Source organism: Paenarthrobacter sp. DKR-5 (genome assembly GCF_018531425.1).
In the GTDB taxonomy this organism is placed as follows: Bacteria; Actinomycetota; Actinomycetes; order Actinomycetales; family Micrococcaceae; genus DKR-5.
Genome location: NZ_JAHBOI010000001.1, coordinates 580,786 through 607,145, shown reverse-complemented (window position 1 = coordinate 607,145; position 26,360 = coordinate 580,786). Strand labels below are relative to the sequence as shown.

The window sequence follows — 26,360 nt, the reverse complement described above, 5'->3', positions numbered from 1 at the left end:
AGTGGAGAAGCTGCTCATCGCCAACCGGGGCGAAATAGCTGTGCGCCTGATCCGCACTGCCCGGGAAATGGGCATACGCACAGTGCTTGTGGCCAGCGAGCCCGACGCGGCGTCCTATGCCTCCAGCCTCGCCGACGAGTGCGTCGTCATTGGACCGGCTCCCGCCAGCAAAAGCTATCTCGACCAGCAGGCGGTGCTCAAGGCGGCCCTTGACGCGGGGTGCGACGCGGTCCACCCGGGATACGGCTTTCTCTCCGAGAACGCCGCATTCGCGCGGGCGGTGGTCGAAGCAGGGCTGATCTGGGTCGGGCCCTCGGCCGACGCCATCAGCCTGATGGGAGATAAGTCCAGGGCACGGCAGGCCGCAGAGACGGCGGGCGTTCCCATCCTTCGCGGCACACCGGGCGCACTGCGGAAGGAAGACGACGTGCTTTCGGTCGCCGACTGGATCGGCTACCCGCTCGTCGTCAAAGCCGCTGCGGGCGGCGGGGGCCGGGGCATCCGGCTCGTGACGTCCGAACAGGACCTGCTCGCGACCGTGGAGGTTGCCCAAGCCGAAGCACAGGCCGCCTTCGGCAGCTCCGACGTCTATCTGGAGAAGTTCGTGCAACGCGCCCGGCACGTTGAAGTCCAGATCCTCGGCGACGGGGAGAACGTGATCCACCTGGGTGACCGGGACTGCTCCATGCAGCGCAGGCAGCAAAAAATTGTCGAAGAGGCGCCGGCCCCGGATCTGCCCGAGGCCGTGCGCGAGAAGATCCGTCTCTCCTCCGTCGAGCTCGCCCGCGAATGCGGATACGAAGGTTTGGGAACGGTGGAATTCCTCTACGATCCCGAGGCGCACGAAGCGGCGTTCATCGAGATGAACACGCGGCTGCAGGTCGAGCACCCGGTGACGGAAATGATCACGGGACTCGACCTGGTGCGGGAACAGTTGCTGATCGCCGCGGGCGGCAAACTCCGCCTGAGCCAGGAAGACGTGCGCTTCACCGGCCATGCCTTCGAATTCCGGCTCAATGCCGAGGACCCGGAAAACGGATTCATGCCGAGCCCGGGGGCCCTCCAGCATCTGGAGTGGCCCGGAGGCCCGGGGGTCCGGGTGGATTCCGGCGTCGTGACCGGCTCGGTCGTTGCCCCTTTCTACGACTCCCTGATGGCCAAGCTGATTGTGTGGGCCGCTGACCGGGACGAAGCGATCGACCGCTCGGTCCGGGCGCTGGCGGAGGTCAGGGTGGAGGGCGTGAAGACGACCCTGCCGCTGCTTTCGTCGCTTCTGCGTGCCCCGGCCCTGCGTGCCGTCGAACACCACTCGAAATTCATTGAGACCACCCCGGAACTGACGGGAGCCAGTGCATGAGCTCGACCACCGAAGCCCTCAACGGCGCCCGCTACACCTGGGGCGGCGACGAATTCCTCTTTGTCGAAATCGCCGAGGCAATGAGCCTGGGCGCGAACTTCAAAGCCAATGCCATGGCGAAGCTACTGGGGGCCGAAGCGCTCGACGGGGTGACGGACATTTGCCCTGCCAACGCGTCGCTGCTCATCCGCTTCAATCCCGACGTCCTTCCGCCGCCAGATCTCGAGGCAGCTGTCCGCCGCACCGAGGCGGAAGTAGCGCGGGCGACCCATCCCACTCTGCAGACGCGCGTGGTCGAGGTCCCGGTCTGGTACGACGATCCGTACACCAACGAGACTGCGGCGCGTTTCCGTAGCGGCCATCAGCGCCCCGAGGGAAACGATCTTGAGTTCGCGGCAGCCGAGAATCATCTCGCCTCGGTTCAGGAATTCATCGAACGGCACCACAGCTCACCGTGGTTGGTGTCCATGGTCGGTTTCGTCGCCGGACTGCCGTTCATGTTCCAAATCGTGCCCCAGGAACAGCAGCTTGAGGTCCCCAAGTACCTGAGCCCCCGCACGGACACGCCGGCTCTGACCGTGGGGCACGGCGGCTGCTTCGCCTGCATTTACTCGGTCCGTGGAGCTGGCGGCTACCAGATGTTCGGCATCGCGGCCGCGCCGATCTTCGACCCGGGCCAGTCGCTGCCGGACTTCAAGGACTTCATGGTTTTCTTCCGGCCGGGCGACATCGTGAAATTCAAGCCGGTCACGGAGGACGAATACCGGCAGATACAACAGCAGGTTGAAGCGGGAACCTACGTGTACCGGCAGGCACCAATCACCTTCGACCTCCAGCGGGCGCTGGAGGACCCGGCCGGCTACAACAAGGAGATCATGGAGCAGCTCAATGGCGTTTGAAATTCTCGAACCCGGCCTCTCGACCACTGTCCAGGACCGGGGCCGTCCGGGTTACTACAACGTCGGCATCCCGCAAGGCGGCGCGATGGACCAGCTCAGCGCCGAAATGGCCAATGCGCTTGCGGGCAACACACCTGCGCAAGCCGTGCTCGAGTGCACCTACCTGGGGCCGAAGCTTCGCACGGATTCCGCTGCGGTCGTCGCTGTCACCGGCGCCCCGGTGGAGGTGAAGGTCAACGGCGAACCGCGGGAGGAGTGGACGCGCTTGGAGCTGGCCGCGGGCGATGAGCTGTCCTTCGGGGTGATCAGGGGAGGAACCCGGTTCTATATTGCCGTCGGCGGAGGAATCGACGTTCCCCAGGTCCTGGGCAGCCGGTCCACCTATGGGCTGGGGGCCATGGGCGGCTTCGAGGGGCGGCCGCTTCGCGCCGGCGACGTTGTCCCCATTGGATCTCCGCCCGAAGGCGCCCCAACGGGCGGCCCGAACACCATCGAACCGGAGCTTCGCCCATCGTTCGACAGGGAGGTGGAGGTGCGCGTCATGGTCGGCTTGTATGACCACCGGCTCACCGACGCGGGCCTGCGGACGCTGCTGGACTCAACGTGGACTTTGACGCCGGTTGCCGACAGGACCGGCCTGCGGTACGCCGGTCCGGCTATCGAGTGGAAGCAACGCCAGCAGCCGTTCGGTGCCGGCTCGGACCCGTCCAACATCGTCGACGCCGGTTACGCGGTCGGTTCCATTCAGATACCGGGCGGTAAAGAACCGATTGTGCTGCACCGTGACGCGGTATCCGGCGGCGGCTACGCCATGGTCGCAACGGTGATCAGCGCCGACATGGACCTGCTGGCCCGCAGCGCACCGGGCACGAAGACGCGGTTCCGGGCTGTGACGATGGATGAGGCGCTGGCCGCACGCAAGGAGGGAGCCTTCGTCCGCGAACGGATCTGGGGCGGCCGGGTGGATGCCGGGAGCGGCTAGAGCTGAAGGGCGCTGCTCTCCCGCACGCACAGCGTCGGCCTGAGCTGGACGGCCTGCACGTGCTCTCCCTTGAGCACTCTCCGAAGCAGCTGCACGGCCGTCCGGCCGATCTCGTTCATCGGCGAATGAACCGAGGAGAGGGGGATCGGCAGTTGGGAGGCCAGCGAAGTGTCGTTGTAGCCAACGAGCGCCATGTCCCGGCCCACCTGCAGACCGTGCGAGCGCAGCGTTCCAATGGCGCCGATCGCCGCGAAGTCGTTCACGGCGAACAGTGCCGTGGGCGGGGGAGCGCACGCGTGCAGGATCTTTTCGGTGGCATCGCGGCCGCCGACGGTGTCGAACCGGGACCAGACGATGGCGTCCTCGCTGATGGCCCCGCCCAGTTCCCGCCAACGGTCCACGAAACCTGCAGTCCGGTCGACGGCGGTGCTGGCGTAGGGCTCCCCGGCGATCACTGCAACGCGTCGGTGCCCCTTCTCCCATAGATGGCTTGCGGCGAGGCGCCCGCCCAGGGCGTCGTCGCAGGTCGCCGAGGGATATCCCTCGATGCGGCGGTTCATCAGTACGAAAGGCACGCCGCGGTTAGTCAGGTCGTGCAGGAGGTTGCCATCAAGATGCGCGTCCCCGATGATCAGACCATCCACCCGGCGGGCCAGCATGATCTCCGTCTTGCGGCGTTCTTCCTCCGGGTCATCGCGCGAGTTCATTACGAAGGTGGAATAGCCCGCTTCCGCGGCGGCTTCCTCGATGCCCTCGTACATGATTGCCAGCACGAGGTCCGAGAGACGGGGCACAATGACGCCGAACATTCGGGTTCGGCGGGTGCGCAGGCTGGTCGCCTGAGGGTCAGGTGAGTAGCCGAGTTCGCGCGCCAGCTCCCGGACGCGCAGAGCCGTCTCGGCGGAGGCGGCGCCGCGTGCCTGCGCCGAGTCGGAATGCAGCACCCGCGACACGGTCGACGGGTGGATTCCGAGCCTGGCAGCGAGGTCTTTCAGTGTTACTGCCCGCTCGGCGGACCCTTTGGGATTCATCAGTTCCTTACCCCCAGCCACTCCGGAAGCCTATCTTCTCGAACGTCGCGTGCTGCAAAAGTCCGAACCAGAGAGCTCTTGACGTGTCGCACCTCACATCCTAGAGTCTTTTTCAATGCAACCCAATCGATTGGGTAAGGCAATCCCAGTGAGGGATCTTTTACATGCAGCCAACACAACCCCCGCTTTCGAGTAACAGTCGGGGCATAGATTCGCAGACGTACCCAATCGATTGGGTACTGCCAACCAGGAGCGGAGCGAGCATGACCGAAACCGAGGGCCGGCGGCACGTGGTGCTGTTGGCAACCGGAGGGACGATATCGTCCCGGGTTCAGGCCGACGCCGGCGGGGCCACGGTCGCGTCCGACACCGGCGTGCAGGTGCTGAAGGGCATCGAATCGACGCTTTCGTGCCCGGTGCGGGTCATCGACGTCTTCCGGAAGGGCTCGTACCTTCTGACTGTGGACGACATGCTCGCGCTCTGCGGGACCATCCGAGAGGCTCTCGCGGACCCTGATGCCGCCGGAGCCGTAGTCACCCACGGGACGGACACCATGGAGGAGACGGCGTTCCTTGCCGACCTCACGCACGAGGACCCCCGCCCCGTCGTCTTCACCGGCGCCCAGAATGCGGCGGATTCGGAGCAGCCGGATGGACCGGACAACCTTGCCCGCGCCATCGCCGTCGCCGCGTCCCCCGCGGCTGCCGGACGCGGAGTTCTGTTGGCATTTGCCGGCGGGATCTATCCGGCCCGAGGCGTCCGCAAGAGCCAAACCTTCGATCTCAGCGCGTTCGCCAACCCCGACTTCGGTCTGGCCGGGTCGGTCTCCGCTCGAAACGACGTCGAGATGGGACCGGCGACGGCGCGGCCGGGCACCTTCCCGCTGCCGGCACCGGACGCTCCCTTTTGCCGTGTGGACGTCATTGCAGCGTATCCCGGGGCGGACGCCAAGCCGTTTCGCGCCGCCGTTGCGGCCGGTGCGCGAGGGATCGTCCTCCAAGCCACCGGGAGCGGCAACGCCAACCCGGCGCTCTGCGAGGCCGTCGCGGGTGCCGTCGCCGACGGCGTTGTCGTCGTCACCAGCACGAGGGTGTATGCCGGCCCGGTGAAGCCGGTCTACGGCGCAGGCGGCGGAAGGGACCTGCTTGCAGCGGGAGCCATCCCGTCCGGCCTGCTCCGGCCCTCACAGTCGCTGGTCCTGCTCAGCCTGTTGCTCCGGCTGGGGGCAGAGCGGCAGGAAATCGCCGAGCAGTTCGTCAAATGGGGTTCCTTCCCATGAGCGCGGCCTAGACCAACCACTCCTACCAGCCACAGAACCCAATCGAAAGGCAGATCATGACAAAGGACATCCAGGTTGCATTCGGCGTCGACGTTGATGCGGTTGCAGGCATGCTTGGCTCGTACGGCGGGGAGGATTCGCCCTGCGACATCTCCCGCGGCCTCTTCAGCGGCGAGGTGGGCGGACCTCGGCTCCTTCGGCTGTTTGAAAAGTACGGACTCAACACCACGTGGTTCGTCCCCGGACATTCTCTTGAAACCTTCCCCGATCTGACCCGCATGATCGTTGAGGCCGGACACGAAATCGGCGTCCACGGGTACTCCCATGAGAACCCGATCGCAATGACACGTGAGCAGGAGACCGCGATCCTTGACCGTTCCATCGAGCTGATCGAAAAAGTCTCCGGCCGCCGCCCCACCGGGTACGTGGCCCCGTGGTGGGAGTTCTCCCCGGTGACCAACGAGATCCTCCTCGAACGCGGCATCAAGTACGACCACTCCCTGATGCACCGCGACTTCGAGCCCTACTACGTCCGGGTGGGCGACAGCTGGAAGAAGATCGATTACAGCAAGCCCGCCGAGACCTGGATGGAACCGCTTGTCCGCGGCAAGGAAACGGACCTTGTCGAGATTCCGGCCAACTGGTACCTCGACGACCTGCCTCCGATGATGTTCATCAAGGCGTCCCCCAACTCCCATGGTTTCGTGAACCCCCGGGATATCGAGCAAATGTGGCGGGACCAGTTCGACTGGGTGTACAGGGAGATGGAGACCGGGGTCTTCACCATGACCATCCACCCCGACGTTTCCGGCCGCCCCCAGGTGCTCCTGATGCTCGAGCGCCTGATCGAACACATCAACTCGCACGAAGGGGTCCGCTGGCTCACCTTTGACCAGATCGCCGATTCCTTCCTCGCCCGCAGCCCCCGAAAGGAAGCATGATGAGCACTAACCAGCTGGGCGTCGACCTCACGACGCCGGCGGAGAACGAGAAGCGGCGCTTCCCGGTCTTCTCCACACGCAACACCCGCATCGCCACGGTCCTGGCGTTGCTCGCCTGGACCGTCGCGGTCTTCGACTACGGACTGTTCGGCACCCTGCTGCCGGCCATGCAGGAATCCTTCGGGTGGTCCGCGCCGGAAGCGTACGCCATCAACACGTGGATTGCCGTGGGCACGGCCGTCGTTGCCTTCGGCATCGGCCCCATCATCGACCGGCTGGGCCGGCGCAAGGGCATGATGTTCACGATCGGCGGCACCGCTGTGGTCTCGGGCCTGACTGCCCTGATCCCGTCCGGACTCGGCGTGGTCAGCAACGGACTGCTCGCGATCGTTCGCTCCTTCGGCGGCCTCGGGTTCTCCGAACAGGCGGTCAACGCAACCTACATGAACGAGGTCTACCAGGTCACCGAGGACGAGAGGAAGCGGCGTCGGCCGGGCTTCCACTACTCCTTCATCCAGGGCGGTTGGCCGCTTGGCTTCCTGCTCGCCAGCGCTCTCGCTCTCGCATTCCTGCCTTCCCTTGGCTGGCGGGCGCTTTACCTGATGGCAACCGTCCCGGCCGCAATCATCGTCTGGGTCATTGCCCGCAAGCTGAAGGAGACTCCGCAGTTCGAGCTCCATCACAAGCTGACCGAACTGGAGAAGGACAACAGGTCTGACGAGGCGCACGCCCTCGCACGCTCCTACGGCGTCGAACACTCCTCCGCTGCTCCGTTGAAGCGCATCTGGGAGCCGCACCTGCGCCGCAACACCATCGTCTTTTCGCTGGCATGGATCGTGAACTTCTTCGGGATCGGCGTCTTCAGCGTCCTGGGCAGCTCTGTGCTGAAGAACGCGAAGGGCGTCGAGCTTTCCGACGCCTTCTGGATGCTGATTGTCATCAACCTGCTGGCCTACTTCGGCTACGTCTTCCACGGCTGGCTGGGTGACCGGATCGGGCGCAAGCGCACGATCATTGCGGGCTGGATCATCTCGGGCTTGTCCTTTGCTGTCATGCTGAGCCCGATCGCGTCCAATCCGTTCCTGATCATTCTCACTTATGGTGCGGGGCTGTTCTTCCTGGTCGGGCCGTACGCAGCGATCCAGTACTTCATGGCGGAGTGCTACCCGGTGAGCTGCCGGGCCACCGGCACGTCCTTCATCGGTGCGATGAGCCAGCCGGGCACGATCATCGGCGGCGCGCTCTTCACCGGAATCGCCGCCGCCTCAGGCACCGGCACAGCCGCCCTTTGGGTCGGAGCGCTGGGGACCCTGCTTTCGGGCATTCTGATGATCGCCGCAAAGCCGGCAGCCGAAGCTGCCCTGGAGGACCCGCATGCCGTCTGAGACCGAGGTAGCGATCATCACGGGCGCAGCCAGCGGGATCGGGCGGGCCCTCGCCGTGCACTATGCCGGCCGCGGGGTGAAGACCGTCATCGGGACCTTCCCCGGCGACCCGCACGATCCCGAAGAAACCCTCATGCTCGTGAAGAAGTCCGGCGGCGACGCCGTCATCCACGAGGTGGACGTGCGCAGCACCGACTCCGTGGACGCCTTCGCCCGGCGCGCCGTGGACGAATTCGGCCGCCTCGACTACGCCGTGGCCAACGCAGGTATCCTCCGCAACGCTTCCTTGCCCGAGCTCAGCGACGACAAGTGGGCGGACATGCTCGACGTCGACCTCACCGGGGTGCTGCGCACGCTGCGTGCGGGCGCGGCGCACATGGGATCCGGAGGCGCGATGGTCGCTGTGTCGTCAATCGCGGGCGGCGTATACGGCTGGGAGGAACACGCCCACTACGCAGCCGCGAAAGCCGGGGTGCTGGGCCTGGTCCGCAGTGTCGCCGTCGAGCTTGGCCCGCGCGGCATCCGGGCCAACGCCGTCATTCCCGGCCTCATCGAGACCCCGCAGTCCTTGGACCCGGTGAACTCGCTCGGCCCGGAGGGTCTGGAACGGGCGGGCCACGACATCCCGTGGGGCCGCGTGGGACGCCCGGAGGAAGTGGCGAGCGTGATCGGGTTCCTAACGTCCCCGGCGGCCGGTTACGTCACCGGCCAGTCCCTGGTCGTGGACGGCGGCCTGACCGTCAAGATGCGTGCCTGAGGCCGGGATGGGGAATACAGCGGCAGGAAGCGCGCCCTTCAGCACCGGTCGAGCCGTCGTGGTGACCGGCGGGGCCAGCGGCATCGGCCTGGCGATTGCGGAGGCGTTCCGCAGCAACGGGGACAGGGTGGTGGTGCTGGACAGGACCCCTGGCGAGGGGGTGGTGCCGGTAGACGTCGCCCGCGAGGAGAGCGTGCGGGAAGCGTTCGCAGCCGCCGCTGGCCAGGTGGGTCCGGTCGACGTGCTGGTCAACAGCGCGGGCCTGCTCACCGAATCTCCGCTGCAGGACATGAGCCTGGCGATGTGGAACGAGACCCTCGCGGTGGACCTCACGGGCGTGTTCCTGTGCTGCCGTGAAGTGGTGGCCGGCATGCGGGACAGGCAGTGGGGGCGAATCATCAACATCGCCTCCCAACTGGGCATCAAGGGAGGTACGGGGCTGAGCCACTACAGTGCGGCGAAGGCGGGCGTGGTCGGTCTCACGAAGTCCCTGGCACTGGAAGCGGCCAAGGACAATGTCCTCGTCAACGCCATAGCCCCCGGACCGATCGAGACGCCGCTGGTCGACGGCATTTCGGAAGACTGGAAGGCAGCCAAGCGTGCAGAGCTGCCTTTGGGCCGGTTCGGGCGCCCGGAGGAGGTGGCCCCGGCGGCCCTGCTCCTGGCCAGCGACCCGGGCGGGAACCTTTTCGTCGGGCAGACGCTGGGGCCCAATTCCGGCGACGTGATGCCCTGAGGAGGCGGGGATGTGCGGAGCGTGCGGCAGGCAGGTGGTGCCGGATGAGGTGCTGGGCCGGACCCGGACCACGCGTGACCTTGTGGAGGTGGCGGCGGCCGTGAACGAGGCCTGTTGCGGCGTTCCGGGAGCCCCAAAGGTCGCGAGGTCCGGCGACGGCTGGTCGGTCTCCCGGGCCACCGGCGGCGTGCAGCTGTGCCTGACGGTGGACGAGCTGTGGGAAGCAGCACTTAGCGGCTGCCCTGCAGTGGCCGACCGGCTTCGCCGTCCCGCTCCTGCCGACGACGGGACGGGCCTCGCAGGGAGAGTACGCGCAAGAGGTGCAGTGCTCGCCGGGCTCCAACCTTCAGAATCCGTCCCTTAGCGAGACTGTGCCCCGTTCCGGACCGGAACGGGGCACAGTTTCGTGCGCAGGCGCCTAGTTCTGCAGGGCGGGGTAGTCGGTGTACCCCTTGGCTCCGTCGCTGTAGAAGGTGAGCGGATCCGGGGCGTTCAGCGGCAGGTCTTCCTTCCAGCGGCGCACCAGATCCGGGTTGGCGATGGCCGGGCGGCCCACGACGACGGCGTCCGCGTGGCCGGCCTCCATCAGCGCCAGGGCTTCCTCACGGGTGGTGATGACACCGAAACCGCTGTTGATCAGGACCGGGCCGCCGAAGCGGGTCCGCAGGTCCTGCACGAGTTCGCCGGCGGGCTCCTTGTGCAGGATGCTCAGGTATGCCAGCCCCAGGGGCGCGATGCCGTCGACCAGGGCATCGTAGGTGGCCTTGGTCTCGGCGGCATCCAGTTCCAGGGCACCTTGGATGTTGTGCTCCGGGGAGATCCGGATCCCGACGCGTCCGGCGCCGATCGCCTCGGCGACGGCGGACGCAACCTCGACGACGAAGCGGGCCCGGTTCGCGGGCGAGCCGCCGTAGGCGTCGGTGCGCTGGTTGGAGGCCGGCGACAGGAACTCGTGCAGCAGGTAGCCGTTGGCGGAGTGGAGCTCCACCCCGTCGAGTCCTGCGGCCACGGCGTTCTTCGACGCCTGAACGAACTCTTCAACCACCGTGGCCAGCTCGCCGGTCCCCAGCGCGCGGGGGACCGGGAAGGGCTTCTTGCCCTCGTAGGTGCGGGTCTCGCCGTCGATCGCGATGGCGCTCGGCCCGACAACCTCATACCCGCCGGTGGTGGCCTCGTGGGTCACCCGTCCCGCGTGCATCACCTGGGCGACAATGCGGCCGCCCTCGGCGTGCACCGCGTCCGCCACGTTCTTCCAACCCTCGAACTGCTCGGGCTCCACCAGTCCGGGCTGGCCGGGGAATCCCTGGCCGGCGTGGCTGGGGTAGGTGCCCTCACTGACGATCAGGCCCAACGACGCGCGCTGCCGGTAGTGCTCGACCACCAGCGGGCCGGGGACTCCCTCGACGCCGGCGCGCACGCGGGTCAGCGGCGCCATCACGACACGGTTGGACAGTTCGAGGTCGCCAAGGGTCAACGGGGAAAAGAGGTTCACAAGCAGGTCCTTCTTTCGGTCGGCTGGGAAACTTGTTCCACTAGGCGCCAACCGCGGGAAGGGCCATACTATTTCGGTCCCCGGCGGTGTGAGAGGAACTTCACTCCGGCCGGAGGGAGTTGATCTCCTCCACGCTCCGGCGTGTGGTGCGCGGCCCGAGTGCACCTACCGTGGCGCAGATGATCAGCAGTGCCACGGCCACCACGATGAACATCGGGGCGGCGCCGAACGCATCGAGCACCGGGAGCAGCACGAACGGGAGCGCCCCGCTGGAAATGCGGGAGAGCGAATACGTCCACCCGACCGCCGTCGCCCGCACCGAGGTGGGGAAGATCTCCGCCTGGTAGATGTGGAAGACGTTGGAGAAGATGTTGCTCACGATCGTCGTGAGGAAGCCAAAGAGGACGATGGCCACCGGCGCCGTGGAGGTGGCGAAGGCAATGCCGGAGAGGGCCAGCAGGACCACCGAGGACATCAGCAGGTACTTGCGCTCGAACCGGATGATCAGCGGCGTGGAGATCAGCGAACCGAGCGGATAGCCAAGGAACGAAAGCGCGGTGAACAGCAGCGACGAGGGCACGTCGTATCCGCGCTGGACCAGGGTGAGCGCGGCGAGGGTGCCGAACCCGTAGTAGCCGAACGTCTGCAGCAGGTGGAAGATCACCAGCATCCCGAGGCGCTTGCGGTACGGCTCCCGGCGCAGGATCGCGATGTTGGACTCGGCCGGTGCTGCTTCCTCCTCGATCGGGTTCACTTCGACGCCGCTGCCTGCAGCGAAGGCTTCAAGCGTGGTCTGCGCCTCCTGGTGCCGGCCGGCGGACAGCAGCCACCGCGGCGATTCCGGCAGCCCGCGGCGCAGGAAGAGCACGACGACGGCTCCGATCGCGCCGAAGGCCAGCAGCCAGCGCCACCCGGAAATGTCCAGCATCCTGTAGCTGTTCAGCCACAGTGCCAGGAAGCCGACCGCCGGCACCGCGATGAACGAGCAGGTGTAGGCCCAGGACGCCATGCGTCCCCGCTTGTCCTTGGGCATGGTGTCGGAGAGGTAGGCGTCCGCCACCGGGTACTCGGCCCCGACGCCGATTCCTGCCATGAACCGTGCGAAGACCAGGAACCAGGCGTTCGGGGAGAAGGCTCCGATGAGGGACCAGACCGAATACCAGAGCAGGTTGAACAGGAAGGCCTTGCGCCGGCCGAGCCGGTCCGCGAGGCTGCCCAGGAAGGCGGCGCCGAAGAACATGCCGATGAAGGCCGAGGCCAGCAGGAGCTTCAGCTGCAGCCCGGAGACGGCGAAGTCCTTGGTCAGTGCGGTGCCGATGGACCCCGACAGGAAGACCTCGTACATGTCGAAGAAGAGGCCCAGCCCGACGGCGACGACAATCTTCCGGTGCAGCCTGCCGACCGGCAGCCGGTCGAGCTGGGAAGACAGCGCTTCCCGGTGGCCCACGCGGGCGGGCGTCGACGATTCCATGGGGACTCCTTTGTCGGGCGGATCGTGCCGCGGACCGGCCGGAGAACCTGATCCACGATGTGAGTTGTAAACCATTGTGTGATTTGGCTAACACCACTTTTAAGGGATGCCGGGGAGTTCGTCAAGAGACCGGAGAAACCCTTCGGCAATGTTTCGACGTCGTTGTCATTGCTTACGATGTGGGCTGCTGACTATATTGTGGTTACCGATGAGGCGGGGAAGACTCCCCGGCGGGTGAAAGGCGGACTCCATGGAACACGACCAGTCCCAACCGTTGGCCGGGATCAGGGTGCTCGAGCTCGGCAACTTCATTGCGGCCCCCACGGCCGGACGGCTGCTGGCGGATTTCGGCGCCGAAGTCATCAAGGTGGAACGTCCCGAAGTGGGCGACGAACTGCGCAACTGGCGGCTCTATGAGGGCACTACGTCGATGCTTTTCCGGACCATCAACCGCAACAAGAAGTCCATCACCGTGGACCTGCGCACCGAGGAGGGCCAGGAGACCATTGCCGAGCTCGCGGGCCAGGTCGACGTGGTGCTGGAGAACTTCCGCCCCGGGACGCTTGAGAAATGGAACCTCGGGCCGGAGCGGCTGTCCGAGCGCAATCCGGAGCTGATCTTCGCGCGCATTTCGGCGTTCGGCCAGACCGGGCCGCGCAGCAGGACCCCGGGATTCGGCGCCATCGCGGAGGCGCTGGGCGGTTTGCGCGAGCTGACCGGGGAGCCCGGAAGGGCACCGGTCCGTGTGGGAATCTCCATTGGCGACACCATCGCCGGGCTGTACGCGGCCTACGGCGTGGTGATGGCGCTCTACCAGGCCCGGGTCCGTGCCCAGGCCGCGGAGCAGCCGCTACCGCTGGCCGACCGCACCATCGACGTCGCCCTCAACGAGTCCGTGCTCTCGGTGATGGAATCCCTCCTGCCGGACCTGGGCGCGTACGGCGTCTCGCGCGAACGCCTGGGCGGGCGCACGCAGGGAATCGCGCCCTCCAACGCCTATCTGTGCGAGGGGGAGCGCTCCGTGGTGATTGCCGGCAACGGCGACGGCATCTACCAGCGGCTCATGGCGGCGATCGGGCGGCCGGATCTTGCGGCCCGCGAAGACCTCTCCTCCAACGCCCTGCGGTGGGCCGCGCGCGAAGAACTGGATGCCGCGATCACCGAATGGACCTCGCACCGCACTGTCGAGGACGTCGTGGCGGTGCTCGACGCCGTAGGGGTGCCGTGCGGGCCCATCTACACCGCTGAGGACATCTGCGCCGACGAGCAGTACCTCGAACGCGGCATGGTCCAGCGGCTGCCGGTATCGACCGGGGAAAAGGTGATCGACGACGTCGCCTTTCCCGGCGTCGTGCCGCAGATCGGCGCGCAGCCGCGGCGGATCCGGAACCTGGGTCCCGACCTGGGCGAGCACACCGACGAGGTGCTCGCCGGGCTCCTGGGCCGCAGACCGACGCCGCCCGGCGCGCCCGGGCAGCCCAAGCCCGGGCGCGCCGCGGCGGAGGCTGCACGATGACCGCCCCGGCAGAGCCGCAGCGGCCCGGCGGGCCCCCGCGGTTCGCGCTCCGCGATGTCACCCTCCGCGACGGGCTACAGCTGACCGGCAAGCTGCTTCCGGCCGCCCGCAAGATCGAGATTGCCCGTGCACTGCTGGCTCTCGGCGTGGACTCGGTCGAGATCGGCGCGATGGCACGGCCGGACAAGGTGCCTCCGATGGCGAACACCCTCGAGGTGATCTCCGGCCTGACCCCCGAGGAAAGGGAGAAGTGCTGGGTGTGGGTGGCCACCCCGCGCAGCGCGGCGCGTGCGCTGGAAGCCGGTGCGCGGAACCTTCAGTACTGCTTCTCGGCCAGTGACGCCCACAACCTCGCCAACGTGGGACGCACGACGGAGCAGAGCCTGGCGGCGATGCCGGAGGCGGTCGAAGCCGTCCGGGCTGCGGGCGCCCGGATCCAGTTGACGATCGCCACCTCCTTCACCTGCCCGTTCGACGGCGCCATCGACCCGGACCGGGTCATCGCCATCGCCAACGACCGGCGGGCGGACGGCACGGACAGCATCGTCATCTGCGACACCCTCGGCCAGGCCACGCCGGGCCAGGTCGCGGCGCTGATCGGCCGGGTTGCGGCCGAAACCCCGCAGGAAAGGGACATCGTCTTCCACGGCCACGACACCTGGGGCCTTGGAGCGGCGAACGCCCTCGCGGCGGTCGGCGCGGGCGCGGGAACGGTTGACGGGGCCCTCGGCGGGCTCGGCGGCTGCCCGTTCGCGCCGGGAGCCAGCGGCAACACCGCCACCGAAGACATTCTTTTCGCCCTGCAGCCGGAGTGGTTCACCCCGGCAACGCTGGCCTCGCTGGTGGAGCTTTCAGCAGGCCTGCTGCGCGACGTCGGCGAGCCGAACCAGTCCCGGGCCGCGCACGCGGCGCTCGCCACGGCAGGGCCGTTCCGCTGGGGGCTGGGTTCCTAAAATGCGGTGCCCCGGTCGGCGCCCGGCGCCGCGAGGTCGAGCGTCATGAACACACTGTTCGGATCCGGCCGGTAGGGACCGAACGGCGCGCACTCGGTGAACCCGTGCCGGAGGTAGAGCCGCCGCGCGGGTGCGAAGTAGTCGTGGGACCCGGTTTCGAGGTAGAGCCGGATGTAGCCGCGCTCGACAGCGGCCGCGACGAGCCGGGAAAGCAGCGCACCAGCCACCCCGCGCCGCCGGGCCGCGGCCCCGGTGCGCATTGACTTGATCTCCCCCTCAGCCGCGCCCAGCTCCTGCAGCGCTCCGCAGCCCAGAAGCTCCCCGGCCTGCCGTGCTGTCCAGAAGCTCAGGGAGGGGCGCGTCAGCGCGGAGGGCTCCAAGGCGTGCACGCTTCCTGCCGGCGAGGTGGCGTGCATGTCCGCGAGGTGTTCAGTGAGCAACTGCCGAACGTCGTCGCCGGGCGGCGTCTCGAGTTCGATGACGGGCGCAGCGTTCACCCGGCGACGCCGAAGCGGCCGCTGAGGAGCCGGGTGACCTGTTGTGCGGCCGCGACGAGGTTCTCCGCCCACGCATGGCACTGCGCTTCGCTGATCCGGGACCCCGGGCCGCTGATGCCCAGTGCCCCGATCACTTCGCCGGAAACGCTGAAGACCGGCGCCGACACTCCCGCCGCCCCGTCGTCACGCTCGTCACGGGAAACGGAGTATCCTGTCCTGCGCACTTCCTTGAGCTCTTCCAGCAGCGCGGCAGGCTCCGTCACCGTGGCCGGAGTGAGCTTCTCCAACGGCTCGGCCGCCACCCGGGCCGCTAGCGCATCGTCCCAAGCCATCAGGACCTTGCCTGAAGAGCCGGCATGCAGCGGCAGGATCTTCCCCACGTGCATCTCGCGGCGGATCGCGTGCCGGGTTTCGGCCATTGCCACGCACACGCGGAAGGTCCGTTCCACCCGGAACAAGGATGTGGTTTCGCCGGTCTCGTCCCGGACCTTCTTCAGGATGGGAGCGACGACGTCCAGCATGTCCAACTGCTGCGTTGCGGCGGCTGCCCAGTAGGCGAAATTCACGCCCAGCCGGAACCGGTCCGCCTCGCGGTCCAGGAACTCCTCCGCCACCAGGTTTGCGACCAGCCGCTGAACAGTGGAGGTGGGGTAGCCGGTGCGTGCGCGGATCTCCGAGAGCGTCAGCGCCGGCTCGGCGAGGGTGAACGAATCGAGGATGCCGCGGATCTTGGAGAGCACCAGGAGCGGTTTGACGCCTGGGGAGAGGCGCCGCCCGGTGTCCTGGAAGCGGTCCACGTCCGGGGACAGCGCCGTATCCAGGCCGGCGGCAGCGTTCTCTTCGGTTGGCATAGGACGATTATGCCCTGCTGCCCGCTCCGTCCCCCTCGGCGCGCGACGCTCCGGGGGCCCCTCGGTGGGGCAACGCTAAAGCGACGTCACGCTGGCGGGGGCAACCTCCGCTGCTTCCTGTGCCACCCGGGCGTCGGTCTGCTGCTCCGCCTCGGAAATCCTCCGGAGCGTCCTGAGGAAGGTGTCGGGGTTGAGCGAGATCGAGTCGATGCCCTCCTCGACGAGGAAGGCCGCGAAGTCCGGGTAGTTGCTGGGGGCCTGACCGCAGATGCCGATCTTGATGCCGGCAGCGTGCGCCTTGCGGATCGCGTCGCGGATCATCCGCTTCACGGCCTCGTCGCGTTCGTCGAACAGCCCGGCCAGATCCCCCGCGTCGCGGTCCACGCCGAGCACCAGCTGGGTCAGGTCGTTGGAGCCGATGGAGAACCCGTCGAAGCGCCGCGCGAACTGCTCGGCGAGCACCACGTTGGCCGGGATCTCGCACATCATGTAGACCTGCAGGCCGTTCTCGCCGCGCACCAGCCCGTTCTCGGCCATCACCTCCAGCACCTTGTCCGCCTCCGCCGGGGTGCGGCAGAACGGGACCATGACGATCACGTTGCCGAACCCGATGTCCTCGCGCACCCGCTTAAGCGCCCGGCACTCAAGGGCGAAACCTTCCCGGTACCGCGGATCGTAGTAGCGCGAGGCGCCGCGGAAGCCGAGCATCGGGTTCTCCTCGGCCTGCTCGAAGGCGCTCCCGCCCACCAGGTGTGCGTATTCGTTGGTCTTGAAATCGCTCAGCCGCACTATCACCGGGTGCGGATGGTAGGGGCGGTGAGCTTGGCGATGCCGAGCGCGAGCGTGTCCACGAAGTACTCCTGCGGGTCCGCGTACCCCCTGGTGAGGTCGGCGATCTGCCGGCGGGCGCCGTCGTCCGTCACCCGTTCGGGGTGGACCAGCGCCATGGGATGGATTTTGATCAGGTTGTTGATGATGAACTCCATCCGGGCCAGGCCGACGCCGTCCGCCGGCAGCCTCCACCACTGGAAGGCGGCGGCGGGGCTGGCAATGTTCACCATCACGGCGGTGCGCGTGTGCGGCAGTTCGCCGAGGTCGATCTCCTCGGTTTCGTGGGGGAGTTCGCCCTCGTAGACGTGGCCGAGGTCGCCTTCCGCGCAGGAGAGCGTGATGGCACCGCCGTCGGCGATCACCGCCGTCGCATTTCCGGTGCCGACGACGGCGGGCACGCCGAGTTCACGGCTGACGATTGCGGCGTGGCTGGTGGGGCCGCCATGGTCGGTCACGATGCCGGCGGCGAGCTTCATCACCGGCACCCAGTCCGGGTCGGTCATCTCCGTGACCAGGATGGAACCGGGCCGGAAACCGGCGATGTCCGCCGGGTCGCGGATCACGCAGGCAGGCCCGGAGGCAATCGAGTCCCCGATGGCGGCGCCGGTGGCCAGCAGCGGCCCGCTGCCGATAAGCCGGTGGACAGTGAAACGGCTCGCGCTCTTGCGGGCCTGGACGGTTTCCGGACGTGCCTGCACCATGAACAGCTCGCCGGTTTCGCCGTCCTTGGCCCACTCCATGTCCATCGGCCGGCCGTAGTGCCGCTCCACCAGCGCCGCCCAGCGCGCCAGCCGGAGGATGTCGGCGTCGTCGAGCACGAAGGACTGCCGCTCGGCAACGGAGGCGTCCACCATCCGGGTGCGCGCGCTGCCCCCCTGGCTGTAGACCATCTTCCGGGCCTTCTCACCGAGGCTCTTTTCGATGATGGGCGAGCAGCCGGGGGAGTCCAGCAGCGGCTTGAAGACCTGGTACTTGTCCGGGTTGACCGTGCCCTGGACGACTGTCTCGCCCAGCCCCCACGCGGCGCTGATCACCACCGAACCCGGGAAGCCCGTCTCGGTGTCGATGGAGAACATCACCCCGGATCCGCCGACGTCGGAGCGGACCATGCGCTGGATGCCGATCGAGAGCGCCACGTCCAGATGGTCGAAGTTCTTGACCTCCCGGTAGCTGATCGCGCGGTCCGTGAACAGCGAGGCGTAGCAGCGCCGGCAGGCATCCAGCAGGTCGCGCTCACCCGTGATGTTCAGGAACGTTTCCTGCTGGCCCGCGAAGCTCGCGTCCGGCAGATCCTCCGCCGTGGCGCTGCTGCGCACGGCCACCGCCACGTTGCTGCGGCCTTCGCGCTCGCCGAGGGCCCGGTAGGCGGCCCGGATGGCCTCCGCCAGCTCGTCAGGGAATTCGCTGTCCAGGAACAGTTCGCGCAGCGCCTCCCCGGCGGAGCGCAGCGATTCGTCCCCGGCCTGGTACTGCTCGACCTTGGCCCGGATGGCCTCCTCGATGCCGTTGGCGGCGAGGAAGGACCGGTAGGCGGCCGCCGTCGTGGCGAACCCGTCGGGCACGCGGACTCCTTCGGCGCGGAGCGTGCGGACCATCTCGCCCAGGGAGGCGTTCTTGCCGCCCACCTGGGGCACGTCCTGCATGCCGATGTCTTCAAACCACACCACGTGCCGCTGGTCCATGGTCCCCGCCTCTCCGCCGAGCGCAGCGGCGGCGTGCCGCCACGGTCCGCCGCCATGCTAGCGTCCGGCTTCCCGGTGGAACTATGGCCGAAGGTCCCGCCGCGGGCTGCGGGGCAGGCTCGGCGGCGGCGGCGGCCGGGCGGGCTCGGCGGCCGGCTCAGCGGCGGCGGCCGGGCTTCCTGCCGGCTTGCTTGCCCTGCTGTTTGCCTGCCGGCTTGCGGGGCCGGCCCTGCTGGGCGGCCGGACGGGGCTTCTTCGCCGTCTTTGGCTTCGCCTCCTGGGCCGAGGGCTGCCGGGAACTGTTCGCCGTCCGACCGCGGACGATCCCGATGAATTCCTCGATCAGCTCGTTGGTGCGGTCGCTGAGCCAGGCGACGGCGACCCGTGTCGGCTCCGCCCCGGTGACCGGCCGGTAGAGCACGTCCTTGCGGTTGTGGTGCCGGGCCACGGCCATCGGCAGGATGAGCAGGCCCACACCCGCGGCCACCAGGTCCAGTGCGGCCGCCACGTCCCCGCCGTCGTCCAAGAGGTTCTCTTCCGACAGATCCGCCAGCGAGACCTCGTCGAAGACCTTGAGTTCATGGTCCCGCGATGCCACCGCGACCGGTTGCTCCTCGTAGAGCGGGATGACGCTCAGGCCCTCGCGGTCAACCGGGAGCCGGACGAACCCCACGTCCGCGCGGCCGTCGCGCAGCACCTGGACCTGGGCGGCGGCGTCGCACTCGAAGGAGGAGAGCGGGATGCCCGGTTGGCGTTCTTCCCACCGCCGAAACCACTTGCCCGGGGTGACGCCGGCGACGAACGCGACTTTCAGCTGCCCTTCCGGGCCGGTCCCGGCGTCCATGCACTCACCCTAACCCACCCGCCCGGCTACGCTTGGGGCATGAGTTCCGCGAAGAAACCCCAAACGATGAAGCCCGAGACGGCTGCGAAGAAGCTGGGCATTTACCTGCCCGCGACGCCTACGGCCTTCCGGGAAAGGGAAATCACCCGTGAGGAATTCAATGAGCTTCAGGCCAACCCGCCGGAATGGCTGCTGGAGTTGCGCCGCGACGGGCCGCACCCGCGGCCGGTGATTGCGCACAAGCTCAACATCTCCAACTCCGGCCTGGCACGCGGCGGCATCACCGACGCGCTGACGACGGCGGAGATTGACCGGCTGCTCGAGGAACGGCCCGAGTGGCTTACGGCGGAACGGGCCACCCAGGCGAAGGTCCGCGAAGAGGCCAGGCGCGTCAAGGAACAGGACGCACAGGAGTCTGCCCAGCGCTGACTAGCGCGCCGGGGGCCCGGTGCCGGCGAGCCTGACCTCCAGCACCGACTCCTCTTCCAGCCAGCGGCACGGCGTCCCGAGCTCGGCGCTGAGCCGCTGCATGCGGCCGCCGATGCGCGCTGCGCGGGGGCCTGCCAGCGCCGCATGGAAGTCCTCGATCACCGTCGGGTGCAGCCGCAGCAGCTGCGGGACGCCGCCGTGGACTTCCAGCTCGAAGATGAAGGACTCGTCGTTGCGTTCGTACGGGTCGACGGCGTAATCATCCACAAAGTCGCCCGCGCTGAAGATCAACGGCCGGCCGCGGTACACCTCGACGCCGCGGAAGATGTGCGCCGAGTGGCCGAAGACGACGTCGGCGCCCGCATCGACCAGCGCCCGGGCGAATTCCCGGTGCACGGGCGGAACCTCCGAGCCCCAGTTGGGCCCCCAATGCGCGGAGACGATGAGCAGGCGCCCCTCCGCCGCCGCCGTCTGCCGGACTAGGTCGAAGAGCGCGGCGGCGCGGGGGTCCGCCGGCTCCACCGGCACGTGGTGCACGCCGGCCGCGCCGGCGGTCGCCTCCCAGCCCGGCTCGTTGTCGGTGAACGCCAGCACGGCGACTGGTCCTTTGCCCCCGCTGCCCGCCGCCGGGGCAAAGAAGGCTGCGCGGCGCGCGGCCGGACGGTCCATGCCGGCTCCGGTGTGCAGGATGCCGTGCGCGTCCAGCAGCGGGAGCATCTCCCGCAGGGCCTGCCTGCCGAAGTCCAGCACGTGGTTGTTGGCCAGGGTGACGACGTCGATCCCGGCGGCTTCAAGGCAGGCGACGTTCCTGCTGTCGGAGCGGAAGTGGAACACCTTGTGCGGCCAGGGCGCGCCGTCGTCGGCGAGGACGCACTCAAGATTGGCGACGCACAGGTCCGCACCGCGGAGCAGCTCGAGCGTGTCACCCCATGGGAAGGCGGCGTCGGCGCTCCGCAGCTGCTCATTGACGAGCCGGCCGAGCATGACGTCACCGATCAGGACTATCTTCACTGTCCGCTCCTTCGCGGGACCATGCTGCTCCGGCCCCGGCGTCGCCGGCAAGGGGACTTGGTCCGGGCCTTCAACCCCGCCGAACGGGCACCAACGGCGGTCTTCCGGCGCCCGAAGCCGCCACAACTGGCCGCTCGCGCTGAGGAGAGGAGCCCTGTCGCACTGGGTGGGGAGCCCGGGTGCGCTAGCGTGGGGCCATGCCCGACGTCGACCGCTTCCGTGCGCTGCTGCTGGCGGTGCGCGGTGAGACGCTCGCGCTGATCGCCGGCCAGCGCGGCGCCATCGCCTCGGTGAGCGAAGCCCGGCGCGACTCGAACGTCGACGACGAGCATGACCCGGAAGGGTCCACCATTGCGTTCGAGCTCTCGCAGGCAACCACGCTGGCCAAGGGCAGCGCATCCCGGCTTGAGGAAATCGACGCGGCGCTCGCCCGGATCGAGGACGGCAGCTACGGCGTGTGCGCGGTCTGCGGCGGCCCCATTGCCGAGGGGCGCCTCGAGGCGCGGCCCTGGACGCCGTACTGCATCGAGCACGCCCGCGGCAGGGCGTAGGCACGGCCTAGGCTCGTCCGCTGGTTCCGTCCCGAGTTCCTTCCCTCCCCGCGAACGGCCACTCGTGGCGGCCTTTTCCGCCCGGAGCCCGCCGTAAGTGCCCTCTCGCCGAGGGAGACGGCGCGGACTGATGCCGCCTACCGGGTGACGGGCTGCATGAGGGAAATCAGGTTCCCCACCGTGTCGTCCAGGATCGCGGAGATCACCGGGCCGTCCTCCACCGGCTCCTGGGTGAACTTCACGCCCAGCGACGTCAGCCGCTCGAACTCGGCGCGCAGATCGTCGACCGAGAGCACGATGGCCGGGATGCCCGCGGCGTGCAGCGATTGCCGGTAGCCCTGCGCGATCGGGCTGTCGCCCGGCTCGAGCAGCAGCTCGACGTCGTCGTGCCCGCCTGCCGCCCCCACCGTGAGCCAGCTGGCGGCACCGAGCGGAATGTTCTGCCGGGTTTCGAAGCCCAGAATGTCCGTGTAGAACCGGTGGGCCTTTTCCTGGTCGTCCACGTAAACGCTGGTCACTGCGATCTTGATCAAGGTGCCTCCTGGCATTCCGCTCCCAAAAACCGGTTGCCGCGATTCGGCCAACCGGTCCCGGCGGCCCCGCCATCCAATTGACACATCCATTGACACAAGGTGATCAGCATCACTAAGAAGGAGAGCGGAAGCCGTCCAGCAAGTATCGGCCCGCAATGCGGCGGGCCAGATAGGTCTCACTATGATGCTCCGGAACACCACCCCTATGTCCACCTCGCGGTCCTCCGCCCCGCGGTCCTCTGCCCGGCGTGCCCGTGAAAGGCTGCGCGCGCTGGGAACCCTCGCCGCGGTCTGCGCGGCCCTGCCCTTCCTCGGCTCGCCCCCGGCCGCCGCGGCCCGGGAACCGGGGCCCGCACCATCCGCGCCGCCGCTCCATGCCGCTGCCGACACGAGTTCGGCGCAGCACCGCAAGGACGTGATGGCCAACCTCTTCGAATGGAACTGGAAATCCGTCGCCAACGAGTGCACCACCGTGCTCGGCCCCGCCGGGTACGGCGGCGTGCAGGTTGCCCCTCCGCAGGACTCGCTCACCCGCGACGGCCACCCCTGGTGGGAGGTCTACCAGGCGGTGGACTACAACCTCACCAGCCGGATGGGCAACGAGGCGCAGTTCCGCCAGATGGTGGCAACCTGCCGGGCGGCGGGCGTGAAGGTCTACGTGGACACGGTGATCAACCACACCACCGGGCAGGGAGACCTGTCCTACGGCGGGGTCAGCTACTCCAAGTACGACTACCCCGGCCTGTACAGCGACGCGGACTTCCACCACTACCCGGCGGACTGCCCTCGGCCCGACGGCGGCATCAGCGACTGGAACAGCTACCTCGAGGTCACCCACTGCGAGCTGGTCGGACTGGCCGACCTGCGCACCGAGTCCGACAAGGTCCGCAGCACCCTCGCCGGCTATCTGAACAAGCTGCTGGGCTACGGCGTCTCGGGTTTCCGGGTCGACGCCGCCAAGCACATCGGCCAGACGGACCTGGCCGCCATCGAGGCGAAACTGCACAGGACGGTCGACGGCGAAGCCCCCTACGTGGCGCTGGAGGTGATGCCCGGCGGCACAGGCCCCTTGGCCCCGGAAGCCTTCGAAGGGCAGGGGAGCCTGCTCGGCTTTGACTACGCCGACCAGCTCAAGAGCGCCTTCGACGGCAACATCGCGCAGCTGAAGACAATGGACTCGCAGCTGCTACCCGGTAGCAAGGAACTCGTTTTCGCGCAGAACCATGACACCGAGCGGAACGGCTCCACGCTCAGCTACAAGGACGGCGCGACCAACACCCTGGCCGCCGAATTCATGCTCGCCCGCGGCCACGGCACGCCCCAGGTGTACGCGGGCTTCCGGTTCGCCGGCGGCGACGATTCCCCGCCGTCGGACGCCAACGGGTACGTGACCGACACGAACTGCGCTACCACCTGGGTCTGCACGGACCGCATTCCGTCGGTCGCCCGGATGGTGGCCTGGCACAACGCCGCCGGGGACGCGAAGCTCGCCAACTGGTTCGACGACGGCGCGAACCTGGTCTCGTTCAGCCGGGGCAACAAGGCATGGATCGCCCTCAACAACGGCGCCCAGGCGCAGACGAGGACGTTCGCCACCGGCATGGCTCCGGGCACGTACTGCGACATCATTCACGGTGCCGACCTGCGCGGCCGCTGCTCGGGACCGGGCGTGCGGGTGGACGCCCACGGCACGGCGACCGTCACGGTGCCGGCCAAGGATGCCGTGGCGTTCGACGCCGGCACCCGGCTGACTCGGCAGTAACCGGCACCGGGGCTAGGCTGGCGGAGACGACGCCAAAAGCCTGAGCACCCGCGGGAGGCCCCCATGACCATTGCTGACGACAGTACGGCCAGCGGCACGACGGACATCAATTTCCACACCCGCAAATGGGTGCGTCCGGAGGACCTGAATGCCAACGGCACCCTGTTCGGCGGCAGCCTGCTCCGCTGGATCGACGAAGAAGCGGCCATCTACGCCATCCTGCAGCTCGGGAACGGCTACGTGGTGACGAAGTACATTTCGGAGATCAATTTCGTCAGTTCAGCGGAGCAGGGGGACCTGATCGAAATGGGCCTGCGTGCGGTGCACTTCGGCCGGACCTCGCTGACCATGCGGGCCGAGGTGCGCAACATGATCACCCGCAAGAGCATCCTGACCATCGACAAGATCGTGTTCGTCAACCTGGACCAGGACGGCAACCCGCTGCCGCACGGCTACACCGAGACCACCTATGTGCGCGACCGGATCCCGACGACGCACGTCCGCCCGCATCCGACCCCCGACCGGGGCTGACCAGGCCGGGGCCGGATGCGGGTTAAGGGGGATTGGGTAGAGTGCCAGGCATGACCTCACTTTCCAGCGGTGCCGTGGCGCCCGGCTTCGAGTCCGTCGTCGAGCTGTTCGACAGGTTCCTGGCGGAGGACCCCGACTACTCCGCCCAGCTGGCGGTCTACCACCGCGGCACCAAGGTGGTCGACGTCGTCGGGGGTCCCGACATGGCCGCGGACTCGCTCACCGGCCTCTATTCCTGTTCCAAGGGGGTCAGCGCCCTCGTCCTGGCCCTGCTGGTGCAGGACGGGCTCCTCGACCTCGACGCGCCGGTCATCCGGTACTGGCCCGAGTTCGGAGCGGCCGGCAAGGAAGCCGTCACCGTCCGCCAGCTGCTCTCGCACCAGGCCGGCCTGCTGGGCGTCGAGGGCGGGTTCAGCACGGAGGAGTACCACCGTTCCGAGCTGGCCGCCGCACGCCTGGCCCTGGCGCGCCCGAGCTGGCAGCCGGGGCGCGCCTTCAGCTACCACGCGCTGACCATCGGCGTGTTCATGGAGGAACTGTGCCGCCGGATCACCGGCTGCACACTGCAGCAGGTCTACGAAGAGCGGCTGCGCGCACCGCTCGGGGCGGACTTCTATCTGGGGCTGCCCGAGGCGCTGGAGCCGCGCTACCGGGACGTCCTCTGGTCCGCGGATCCGGCCGAGCCATGGCTGGACCCTTCGAGCCTGGCAGGCCTGGCCGTCAACGCCGGCCACGGGTCCATCCTTGACCTGCCCAACATCCGCGAGGTGCGCGCCGCGGGCATGGCGGCCGCCGGGGGAGTGGGCAACGCCGGGGGACTGGCCCGGCTGTACGCCGCGGCGGTCACCGGAGTGGAAGGCTCGTCCCCGCTGCTCACCGAGGACACGGTAGCCCGGATGTCCGAGGAACAGGTCTACGGCCTGGACCGCGCCTCCGGCCTGACCGGCGCCTTCGGGGTCGTCTTCATGCGGCCGATCGAGCGCAAACCGTTTGGCAGCTACCGCGCCTTCGGGCACGACGGCGCCAACGGCTCGCTCGGGCTGGCGGACCCGGTGTACGGGATCGGATTCGGCTATGTCCCGCAGCGGGTCGAGGACGGGGCAGCCCGCAGCCATGCGCTGACCGCCGCGGTCCGCCGTGCCGTGCTGGCCAACTACTGACCGGCCCCCACCAGTTCCTGTTCCTGGTGGCCAAGCTTCTCTATCGAGATCTCCATTCGGTCTCCGTGTTTCAGGTAGGGGAACCTTCCGGAAAGCGCCACACCCTGAGGTGTGCCCGTGTTGATGATGTCGCCCGGGTCGAGCACCAGGTACTGGGAGAGGTGCCAGACGATGTGGGCGACGCTGAAGATCATGTCCGACGTGCTGGAGTCCTGCCGGACTTCGCCGTTGACGGCTGACCGCAGGCGCAACTGTTGGGGGTCGCCGACTTCCTCGGCGGGCACCAGCGCGGGACCTAGGGGGTTGAAGGTCTCGCAGGATTTCCCTTTGGACCACTGGCCACCCGAGTGCTCCACTTGGAAGGCGCGCTCGGACACATCGTTGCTTGCGGCGTAGCCGGCCACGTAGTCCAGGGCCTCTTCCGGCGACGAAAGGTAGGAGGCCCGCTTCCCGATGACCACAGCCAGCTCGACTTCCCAGTCGACCTTGTCCGCATTCGGCGGGATGACCACCTTGTCATATGGTCCGACGACGGTGTTCGGGTGTTTGAAGAAGAGAATTGGCGTCGACGGGGGAACGTCACCTGATTCCGCTGCATGTGCAGCGTAGTTTTGTCCGATGCAGAGCACGGCTCCGGGCTTGGCGACCGGCGCTCCGACGCGCAGCTGTTCTGCGCCGTGGAGCTCGGGCAGCCCCGCGGCGAGCGCGGCACGGGCCTGGGCGATGCCTCCGCGGGCGAGGAAACCGCCATCGATGTCGGCCGTGACGGGCCGGAGGTCGAAGAATTTGCCGTCTGCTGTGGCGACCGGAATTTCCTTGCCGGCCTCGCCGAGACGCATGAGTTCCATGTGTGAGGGTTCCTTCTGGATTTGATCTGT

Annotated in this window: 24 protein-coding genes and 1 pseudogene; 15 read left to right on the top strand and 10 right to left on the bottom strand. The window is 68.0% G+C overall.

Annotated features, from left to right (window positions below; all coding sequences use genetic code 11):
- Nucleotide 1 precedes the first annotated feature (1 nt).
- From KIH31_RS03010 to KIH31_RS03000, 3 genes are read left to right on the top strand one after another with little or no spacing between them, the layout of a single operon-like run.
- Entirely contained in the window at nt 2-1,357 is a 1,356-nt protein-coding gene (locus KIH31_RS03010; protein ID WP_214425554.1) for an acetyl/propionyl/methylcrotonyl-CoA carboxylase subunit alpha, read from the top strand.
- Complete coding sequence (locus tag KIH31_RS03005; RefSeq protein ID WP_214425553.1) at nt 1,354-2,256, top strand: allophanate hydrolase subunit 1; 903 nt, start codon at nt 1,354-1,356, stop codon at nt 2,254-2,256. Before KIH31_RS03010 ends, KIH31_RS03005 begins: the two co-directional genes overlap by 4 nt.
- Nucleotides 2,246-3,238 (top strand): biotin-dependent carboxyltransferase family protein, encoded by a 993-nt coding sequence (locus tag KIH31_RS03000; RefSeq protein WP_214425552.1) that lies wholly within the window; start codon nt 2,246-2,248, stop codon nt 3,236-3,238. Before KIH31_RS03005 ends, KIH31_RS03000 begins: the two co-directional genes overlap by 11 nt.
- On the opposite strand, the gene KIH31_RS02995 is transcribed toward KIH31_RS03000, so the two are convergent.
- On the bottom strand, nt 3,235-4,269 hold the full coding sequence (locus KIH31_RS02995; protein ID WP_214425551.1) for a LacI family DNA-binding transcriptional regulator: 1,035 nt from the start codon (nt 4,267-4,269) through the stop codon (nt 3,235-3,237). The genes KIH31_RS03000 and KIH31_RS02995 overlap by 4 nt on opposite strands.
- A 263-nt stretch (nt 4,270-4,532) precedes the next feature.
- Here KIH31_RS02995 and KIH31_RS02990 point away from each other — a divergent pair, with 263 nt between their 5' ends.
- The 5 genes from KIH31_RS02990 to KIH31_RS02970 are packed head-to-tail and all read left to right on the top strand — an operon-like array spanning nt 4,533 to nt 9,368.
- The gene (locus KIH31_RS02990) at nt 4,533-5,549 is read left to right on the top strand and encodes an asparaginase (protein ID WP_214425550.1); all 1,017 of its coding nucleotides are present in this window, start codon (nt 4,533-4,535) and stop codon (nt 5,547-5,549) included.
- Between the two features lie 56 nt (nt 5,550-5,605).
- Complete coding sequence (locus tag KIH31_RS02985) at nt 5,606-6,490, top strand: polysaccharide deacetylase (RefSeq protein ID WP_214425549.1); 885 nt, start codon at nt 5,606-5,608, stop codon at nt 6,488-6,490.
- Nucleotides 6,490-7,875, top strand: coding sequence for an MFS transporter (locus KIH31_RS02980; RefSeq protein WP_214425548.1), 1,386 nt, complete (start codon nt 6,490-6,492; stop codon nt 7,873-7,875). The genes KIH31_RS02985 and KIH31_RS02980 overlap by 1 nt, the downstream gene beginning before the upstream one ends.
- Complete coding sequence (locus tag KIH31_RS02975) at nt 7,865-8,632, top strand: SDR family NAD(P)-dependent oxidoreductase (protein WP_214425547.1); 768 nt, start codon at nt 7,865-7,867, stop codon at nt 8,630-8,632. The genes KIH31_RS02980 and KIH31_RS02975 overlap by 11 nt, the downstream gene beginning before the upstream one ends.
- A gap of 7 nt (nt 8,633-8,639) precedes the next feature.
- Complete coding sequence (locus KIH31_RS02970; protein ID WP_214425546.1) at nt 8,640-9,368, top strand: SDR family NAD(P)-dependent oxidoreductase; 729 nt, start codon at nt 8,640-8,642, stop codon at nt 9,366-9,368.
- A 418-nt stretch (nt 9,369-9,786) separates the two neighbouring features.
- Here KIH31_RS02970 and KIH31_RS02965 read toward each other — a convergent pair whose 3' ends face one another.
- Together KIH31_RS02965 and KIH31_RS02960 are read right to left on the bottom strand one after the other, a co-directional pair.
- Nucleotides 9,787-10,860 carry an alkene reductase gene (locus KIH31_RS02965; protein WP_214425545.1) on the bottom strand — a complete coding sequence of 358 codons (1,074 nt, stop codon included), beginning with the start codon at nt 10,858-10,860 and terminating at the stop codon, nt 9,787-9,789.
- A 100-nt stretch (nt 10,861-10,960) separates the two neighbouring features.
- Complete coding sequence (locus tag KIH31_RS02960; protein ID WP_214425544.1) at nt 10,961-12,331, bottom strand: MFS transporter; 1,371 nt, start codon at nt 12,329-12,331, stop codon at nt 10,961-10,963.
- Between the two features lie 250 nt (nt 12,332-12,581).
- Between KIH31_RS02960 and KIH31_RS02955 the strand changes: the two genes are divergently transcribed.
- Both KIH31_RS02955 and KIH31_RS02950 read left to right on the top strand, forming a co-directional pair.
- On the top strand, nt 12,582-13,847 hold the full coding sequence (locus KIH31_RS02955; RefSeq protein ID WP_214425543.1) for a CaiB/BaiF CoA-transferase family protein: 1,266 nt from the start codon (nt 12,582-12,584) through the stop codon (nt 13,845-13,847).
- On the top strand, nt 13,844-14,800 hold the full coding sequence (locus tag KIH31_RS02950) for a hydroxymethylglutaryl-CoA lyase (protein ID WP_214425542.1): 957 nt from the start codon (nt 13,844-13,846) through the stop codon (nt 14,798-14,800). Before KIH31_RS02955 ends, KIH31_RS02950 begins: the two co-directional genes overlap by 4 nt.
- Here the strand turns inward: KIH31_RS02950 and KIH31_RS02945 are convergent.
- From KIH31_RS02945 to KIH31_RS02930, 4 genes and pseudogenes are all read right to left on the bottom strand, one after another.
- A complete protein-coding gene (locus KIH31_RS02945) occupies nt 14,797-15,297 on the bottom strand; it encodes a GNAT family N-acetyltransferase (RefSeq protein WP_307857509.1) in 501 nt (166 codons plus the stop codon). The two genes, KIH31_RS02950 and KIH31_RS02945, sit on opposite strands and share 4 nt — an antisense overlap.
- Nucleotides 15,294-16,148: an IclR family transcriptional regulator gene (locus KIH31_RS02940; protein ID WP_214425541.1), complete on the bottom strand. Its 855-nt coding sequence runs from the start codon at nt 16,146-16,148 to the stop codon at nt 15,294-15,296. The genes KIH31_RS02945 and KIH31_RS02940 overlap by 4 nt, the downstream gene beginning before the upstream one ends.
- 75 nt (nt 16,149-16,223) lie before the next feature.
- Nucleotides 16,224-18,661: pseudogene (ppsA, locus tag KIH31_RS02935) on the bottom strand (phosphoenolpyruvate synthase).
- Nucleotides 18,662-18,818: 157 nt separating this feature from the next.
- Complete coding sequence (locus KIH31_RS02930; protein WP_214425540.1) at nt 18,819-19,505, bottom strand: LysR family substrate-binding domain-containing protein; 687 nt, start codon at nt 19,503-19,505, stop codon at nt 18,819-18,821.
- A gap of 39 nt (nt 19,506-19,544) precedes the next feature.
- Here KIH31_RS02930 and KIH31_RS02925 point away from each other — a divergent pair, with 39 nt between their 5' ends.
- Nucleotides 19,545-19,934 carry a DUF5997 family protein gene (locus tag KIH31_RS02925; protein ID WP_250545353.1) on the top strand — a complete coding sequence of 130 codons (390 nt, stop codon included), beginning with the start codon at nt 19,545-19,547 and terminating at the stop codon, nt 19,932-19,934.
- On the opposite strand, the gene KIH31_RS02920 is transcribed toward KIH31_RS02925, so the two are convergent.
- Nucleotides 19,935-20,945 (bottom strand): CapA family protein, encoded by a 1,011-nt coding sequence (locus KIH31_RS02920; protein WP_214425539.1) that lies wholly within the window; start codon nt 20,943-20,945, stop codon nt 19,935-19,937.
- A 197-nt stretch (nt 20,946-21,142) separates the two neighbouring features.
- Here KIH31_RS02920 and KIH31_RS02915 point away from each other — a divergent pair, with 197 nt between their 5' ends.
- Complete coding sequence (locus tag KIH31_RS02915; RefSeq protein WP_214425538.1) at nt 21,143-21,496, top strand: TraR/DksA C4-type zinc finger protein; 354 nt, start codon at nt 21,143-21,145, stop codon at nt 21,494-21,496.
- A gap of 137 nt (nt 21,497-21,633) precedes the next feature.
- On the opposite strand, the gene KIH31_RS02910 is transcribed toward KIH31_RS02915, so the two are convergent.
- The gene (locus tag KIH31_RS02910) at nt 21,634-22,029 is read right to left on the bottom strand and encodes a VOC family protein (RefSeq protein ID WP_250545352.1); all 396 of its coding nucleotides are present in this window, start codon (nt 22,027-22,029) and stop codon (nt 21,634-21,636) included.
- 205 nt (nt 22,030-22,234) lie between these two features.
- Between KIH31_RS02910 and KIH31_RS02905 the strand changes: the two genes are divergently transcribed.
- The 3 genes from KIH31_RS02905 (at nt 22,235) to KIH31_RS02895 (ending at nt 25,482) form a co-directional block, all read left to right on the top strand.
- Nucleotides 22,235-23,791: an alpha-amylase family protein gene (locus KIH31_RS02905; protein ID WP_214425536.1), complete on the top strand. Its 1,557-nt coding sequence runs from the start codon at nt 22,235-22,237 to the stop codon at nt 23,789-23,791.
- Nucleotides 23,792-23,854: 63 nt separating this feature from the next.
- On the top strand, nt 23,855-24,322 hold the full coding sequence (locus KIH31_RS02900; protein WP_214425535.1) for an acyl-CoA thioesterase: 468 nt from the start codon (nt 23,855-23,857) through the stop codon (nt 24,320-24,322).
- Between the two features lie 50 nt (nt 24,323-24,372).
- A complete protein-coding gene (locus tag KIH31_RS02895; protein ID WP_214425534.1) occupies nt 24,373-25,482 on the top strand; it encodes a serine hydrolase domain-containing protein in 1,110 nt (369 codons plus the stop codon).
- Here the strand turns inward: KIH31_RS02895 and KIH31_RS02890 are convergent.
- Nucleotides 25,476-26,330, bottom strand: a complete 855-nt coding sequence (locus KIH31_RS02890) for a fumarylacetoacetate hydrolase family protein (protein WP_214425533.1) — start codon at nt 26,328-26,330, stop codon at nt 25,476-25,478. The genes KIH31_RS02895 and KIH31_RS02890 overlap by 7 nt on opposite strands.
- Between the last annotated feature and the right edge of the window lie 30 nt (nt 26,331-26,360).